The sequence below is a fragment of the Pseudoalteromonas sp. genome, assembly GCF_041629635.1.
Lineage (GTDB): Bacteria > Pseudomonadota > Gammaproteobacteria > Enterobacterales > Alteromonadaceae > Pseudoalteromonas.
This window is the reverse complement of the sequence record NZ_JBFKMX010000195.1, coordinates 1-5,023: the sequence shown is the minus strand read 5'-3', so window position 1 is coordinate 5,023 and position 5,023 is coordinate 1. Positions and strand designations below refer to the sequence as shown.

Below are 5,023 nucleotides of genomic sequence, written 5' to 3'. Positions count from 1 at the left end.
TGGCGCCTTTGTTGCGGCGAAAGGTAAAAAACTCTTTAAAGATTTTTTTATGCACCACAATGCCAGTAACAAGGCCAAGCAACATAAAAACCGTAAAAACACCAACCAAGTAATAGGCAAATTGTTTAGGCAAATAGTGCAAACGGTAATGCATGCGATAAAGTGCTTGGCCGCCACCTGTTTTACGATGGGTAAGTTCTTCACCGCTTTCGCCATTAAGGGTTTTACTGACGTTTTTGAGTTTTCCATCGGCATTTTTTTGTTGATGCCTTAGCCACAAATGGGGCTCGGACCTTACGATTGGTAAGTAAACTCGCCACTCTTTTGCATTACGGCCGTAGGTATTTAAATGGGTGTTTGCAGTATTAAGCGAAGCGCTTACCGATGCGGTATTTTGTGGTAATTCGGGTGCCATCCATGCATCAATTTCACTATCAAAATAGCCCAAGGTACCAGTAACAAAAATAAAGTAGAGCAGCCAACTTACTAAAATACCCGTCCAGGTATGCAGCCACGCCATTGATTGTCTAAAGCCACTTTTCATCGTTGCCTCACATCGTTACAAACAAAAAATTAAAAGCGGTGCTAAGCACTAGCACGACTAAACTCTGTAAAAACACGCGCTTTGTTGATTTGGCTGAAAAAACAAACATCACAAAGCCAGTAAAAATTGCAAAGCTCAGCATGGAGCTTGCTGCAATGGCATCAACTTGGTTAAGCGGTAATAACAGGGATAATAAAATGCTAAGTGACATGGTGATGCTGTAGCCCAGTGCTACGGCAATAAATACTCGGAAGATAACGTCTTTGTTAGCACGAATAGAAGTAAATACGTGATCCATTAAAATACAAAACACAAACATAATAGCGAATGATAGCAGTTATCGTTACTGTTACAAGTGTTTGGTTTTATAAAAGTAGTTTTTAATGTTTAGTGGGCTTTGCCTAAGTGAATGATTAATGCCCCGTTATGCAATGTTCATACAGGGCGCGATTATCTAAATGGCACATGTAGTAGCTTACTATAGCTAAATAAAATCTGTTCTTTTACTTTATATAGCTTGCCATTATCGGCGCGTTTAAGTAATGGCAGTAACTTTACTGTTAACTCAGCAGTCAATGCTGAAATTGTTTATCTGCGTTTTGGCTTTAAACGCATTGATGGTGTGCGAAACCGTGAAGGCATGGTTGATATTCCAATGGCACTAGGTTGTGATTGCAAACAAGCCACCTAAGCACCATTTTTAATATTTCAGCACCACTAATTAAATCATGACTATACTGAGTGAACACTTATTCAGTTGGAAATGTTATGAGCAAACTATCTTCTTATTTACCTTTAATGCTTATTTGTGCGGGCTTTGCTTTTTTATTAACTGGCTGCTCAAAGGCCGACCCTGTGCCAGTAAGCGAGTGCAAATCAGTAGTCGCACATGCTAAGCGCGTTTTAGGTGACAAAGCGCCAAGCAGTTCAGAAATGCTAAAACAATGTAAAGCGGCAACCGACGAGGCAAGGGGCTGTGTGCTTGCTGCCGACAAACCAATGAAATTACTAGACTGTGATTTTTAACGCGCGTTTTAGTTTAGAGTGATCGTTCTAACTACTTATGCAGTACACGAATAACACATGATTAAAAAAGGGAAACCAATATGATAACAGCATACGCAGCAAAAGAGCCCGGTGGCGCGCTTGAACAATACCAAATTGAAGTGGGCGAGTTAGGTGCTCACGATGTTGAAATTGACGTGGAATATTGTGGTATTTGCCACTCTGATATTTCAATGATTGATAACGAATGGGGCTTTTCACAGTATCCGTTAGTTGCAGGTCACGAGGTGGTAGGGCGCATTAGCAAAGTGGGCAGTCATGTAAAAAGTGTAAGCGAAGGCCAGCTAGTTGGCCTTGGTTGGCATTCGGATTATTGCCAAACGTGTTATTCGTGTAATTCGGGCGATGAGAACTTATGCCAACAAGCAACGCCGACCATTTTAAGCCATGGTGGTTTTGCTGATAAAGTGCGCGCCAATGAAAAAGCAGTAGTAGCGCTGCCAGATGGTGTGGATGCGCAGGCGGCAGGCCCACTATTTTGTGGTGGTATTACGGTATTTAACCCGCTTGTGCAGTTTGATGTTAAACCAACCGACAAAGTAGCGGTGATTGGTATTGGCGGTTTAGGCCATTTAGCACTGCAATTTTTAAATGCGTGGGGCTGTGAGGTAACTGCATTTACATCGTCTGAATCTAAATCAGAAGAAGCCAAACAACTGGGTGCGCACCATACGCTTAACTCGCGAGATAACAGCGCCATTGAAGCGGCTGCTAATAGTTTTGACTTTATTATTTCAACGGTTAACGTAAAACTTGATTGGAATTTGTATTTATCAACCCTTAAACCAAAAGGGCGTTTACACTTTGTGGGCGCAACGTTAGAGCCGCTCGATTTAGGCGCATTTGGTTTAATTGGTGGACAAAAGCAAGTGTCGGGCTCGCCTGTGGGTAGCCCATCAACCATATCTCAAATGCTTGAATTTGCAGTGCAGCACAATATTAAACCGCAAATCGAAACCTTTAAAATGAGCGACATAAACGCCGCGCTTGATCATTTAAAATCGGGAAAAGCGCGTTACCGTATTGTGCTTGCAAAAGATTAAGCCACTTTAAAACCCCGTATGCAGAAGAGCGGCTCTTCTGCATACCATTTACTGCCATAATTCGCTAAACTGCCTTTTTTAAAATCACCTTTAATTTTCATGAATTACCTTATCTCGGTCACATTATTGTGGGCATTTTCGTTTAGCCTAATTAGTGTGTATTTAGCAGGCCAAGTAGATGCTTGGTTTAGTGTGCTAATGCGCGTAGCCCTTGCAACCTGTGTGTTTTTACCCTTTTTAAAGCTACTTAGTACGCCAAAAGACATTGCCTTAAAGTTGATGGGCATTGGCGCTATTCAATTAGGCGTAATGTACAGCTTTTATTATCACAGCTTTTTGTATTTAAGCGTGCCAGAGGTATTGCTGTTTACGGTAATAACCCCGCTTTACATTACCTTACTGAATGACTTAGTGGAAAAACGCTTTAATGCACAGTTTTTGCTGGTGGCGGTAATTGCAATTTTTGGCGCCATTGCAATTCGCTACGAAGGTATTGATGGCGACTTTTTACTGGGATTATTGTTGGTACAAGGAGCAAACCTGTGTTTTGCCAGCGGTCAAGTGTTTTATAAACGCTTAATGAGCGAGCAAACACTGGAACATAAAACCGTATTTGGTTGGTTCTTTATTGGCGCGTTAGTGGTGGCGGTGAGCTGCTATGTGTTATTTGGCAACCCCGACAAATTACCTACAACGGCTACACAATGGGGCGTTCTTACTTATTTAGGCTTAATTGCATCTGGCCTTGGGTACTTTGCGTGGAATAAAGGCGCGGTAGAAGTGAATGTAGGCGCACTTGCGGTTATGAACAACCTGCTTATTCCCGCAGGCATTATTGTTAATGTAGTGATTTGGAACCGCGATGCTGATTTAGTACGTTTAGGTTTGGGTGGCGTAATTATTGTATTTGCCCTTTGGCTAAACCAGTTCCTAGCGAAAAGAAAAAAGGCGCTGTAACAGCACCTTTTTAGCATCTTAGAAGAAGTAATTCATACCAATATTAACGGTTGCGCCTTTGCCTTTTACATTGTAACCGTTGCCAGTATAGCTTTGTGAGCGAGCAGGGTAATAATCTTGGTTAAGTAAGTTTTCAATACCGCCATACACCTTTAACGCTTGGTTGATTTGATATGACGAGCTTAAGTTAACAACTTGATAGCTGCTTACTGGGCCATTTGTGCCGGTGTAAACATCACCTACTTTTTCAAAGCGGTCACGGCTGCCTACGTGCATAAAGGTAACAGACATACGCCAATCATCACTTAAACTAACATCAGCATAACCTGCAAGCTTTGGTGGGCTAATGGTGCTGCCGTTTAGGTATTCGTCGGTGTCGGTGTTTTTGCCTTCTAACCAGCTGTAGTTAACGCCGAGTTTAATGTTGTCCGTTGCTTGCGCTTCCAGTGCGGCTTCAAAGCCATAAATTTCTTGAGGCGAGCGCACGCTTTCGTATTTACCGGTTGCTGGGTCTTCCACTAGGCTGGTACCAATATCTGATTGGCTAATAAAGGTTGCAAATTGGTAGTTTAAAATACCTGAGTTGCCATCAAAACCAATTTCGTAGTTTTTAATAATCGACGCATCGGTATCAATCTTTTTAACGCTTGGCGCGTCAGCAGTACGCAGTGTGCGGCCTAAGTCGGTTACGTCAAAGCCTTCTGAATAGCTAATAAATGGCATAAATGCGTCAATGGCGTTGTAGCGCAGGCCAACATTGTAGGTTGTCGCGCTATATTCAATATTGCCTCCTTCTACATCAATTACATCGCTACAGGTTTTACGACATACCATTAGGGTTTTAAAGTCTACAACGGCAACATCAATTTCTTCATGGCGAAGGCCTGCTTTAACAACCCAACCGTCATTGATAACAAATTTTGATTGCAAATAAACGGCTGCGTTGTCCATGTCCATTTCAGGTGTCCAGTCGCGCCCGTCAACCATAGTTTGTGCTGTTACATCATTCAACAAATCAACACCATAGGTAAAACTTGCAACGGTATTGTCAAAATCAAAAGTGGTATTAAAGTTGGCGCGAATACCGGTTTTTTCTGATTCGATCATTGATTGACCGCCGGCAAGGTCAGGGGCAGGGTCGCGGAATTTAGTGCTGTAGAAGAAAACGTTCTCAAGCTTTTGCCAATATACATCACCCGTGAATAGGGTATCGGTAAAGATATCGGCATGTTCATATTGCAGTTTTAGGTTGTGGTTGCCGCGCGGGCCTTGTGGGTCGCCCGGTGCTTTTTCGCCCGTTGTGTTTTTAATGGCATAACTCTTTTCACCCAGATTAACATTGTTATCAATGCTGATGTGATCGGTTTCTTGTTGGCCTTCAAAATAGTTATAAGTAAGTGACAGGGCACTGTGA

Annotated in this window: 7 protein-coding genes; 4 read left to right on the top strand and 3 right to left on the bottom strand. The window is 42.4% G+C overall.

Features of this window, described 5'->3' with window-relative positions; translation table 11 throughout:
• Both ABYD77_RS17695 and ABYD77_RS17690 read right to left on the bottom strand, forming a co-directional pair.
• The coding region (locus ABYD77_RS17695; RefSeq protein ID WP_372771421.1) for a PepSY-associated TM helix domain-containing protein at nucleotides 1-544 on the bottom strand (544 nt) is incomplete at its 3' end.
• A gap of 7 nt (nucleotides 545-551) precedes the next feature.
• The gene (locus ABYD77_RS17690) at nucleotides 552-842 is read right to left on the bottom strand and encodes a hypothetical protein (protein ID WP_372771420.1); all 291 of its coding nucleotides are present in this window, start codon (nucleotides 840-842) and stop codon (nucleotides 552-554) included.
• A 219-nt stretch (nucleotides 843-1,061) separates the two neighbouring features.
• Between ABYD77_RS17690 and ABYD77_RS17685 the strand changes: the two genes are divergently transcribed.
• The 4 genes from ABYD77_RS17685 (at nucleotide 1,062) to ABYD77_RS17670 (ending at nucleotide 3,609) form a co-directional block, all read left to right on the top strand.
• Nucleotides 1,062-1,235, top strand: a complete 174-nt coding sequence (locus tag ABYD77_RS17685; RefSeq protein WP_372771419.1) for a GNAT family N-acetyltransferase — start codon at nucleotides 1,062-1,064, stop codon at nucleotides 1,233-1,235.
• A gap of 77 nt (nucleotides 1,236-1,312) precedes the next feature.
• Nucleotides 1,313-1,570: a hypothetical protein gene (locus ABYD77_RS17680; protein ID WP_372771418.1), complete on the top strand. Its 258-nt coding sequence runs from the start codon at nucleotides 1,313-1,315 to the stop codon at nucleotides 1,568-1,570.
• Nucleotides 1,571-1,650: 80 nt separating this feature from the next.
• Nucleotides 1,651-2,652: an NAD(P)-dependent alcohol dehydrogenase gene (locus tag ABYD77_RS17675; protein ID WP_372771417.1), complete on the top strand. Its 1,002-nt coding sequence runs from the start codon at nucleotides 1,651-1,653 to the stop codon at nucleotides 2,650-2,652.
• Nucleotides 2,653-2,751: 99 nt separating this feature from the next.
• Entirely contained in the window at nucleotides 2,752-3,609 is an 858-nt protein-coding gene (locus tag ABYD77_RS17670) for a carboxylate/amino acid/amine transporter (RefSeq protein ID WP_372771416.1), read from the top strand.
• Between the two features lie 18 nt (nucleotides 3,610-3,627).
• On the opposite strand, the gene ABYD77_RS17665 is transcribed toward ABYD77_RS17670, so the two are convergent.
• A partial coding sequence (locus ABYD77_RS17665; protein WP_372771415.1) for a TonB-dependent receptor occupies nucleotides 3,628-5,023 on the bottom strand: 1,396 nt, incomplete at its 5' end.

Bases quoted from the DNA above. Each gene is read 5' to 3' on its own strand.
- ABYD77_RS17670 (WP_372771416.1), top strand. From the start codon at position 2,752: ATGAATTACCTTATCTCGGTCACATTATTGTGGGCATTTTCGTTTAGC.
- ABYD77_RS17675 (WP_372771417.1), top strand. From the start codon at position 1,651: ATGATAACAGCATACGCAGCAAAAGAGCCCGGTGGCGCGCTTGAACAA.
- ABYD77_RS17690 (WP_372771420.1), bottom strand. From the start codon at position 842: ATGGATCACGTATTTACTTCTATTCGTGCTAACAAAGACGTTATCTTC.
- ABYD77_RS17680 (WP_372771418.1), top strand. From the start codon at position 1,313: ATGAGCAAACTATCTTCTTATTTACCTTTAATGCTTATTTGTGCGGGC.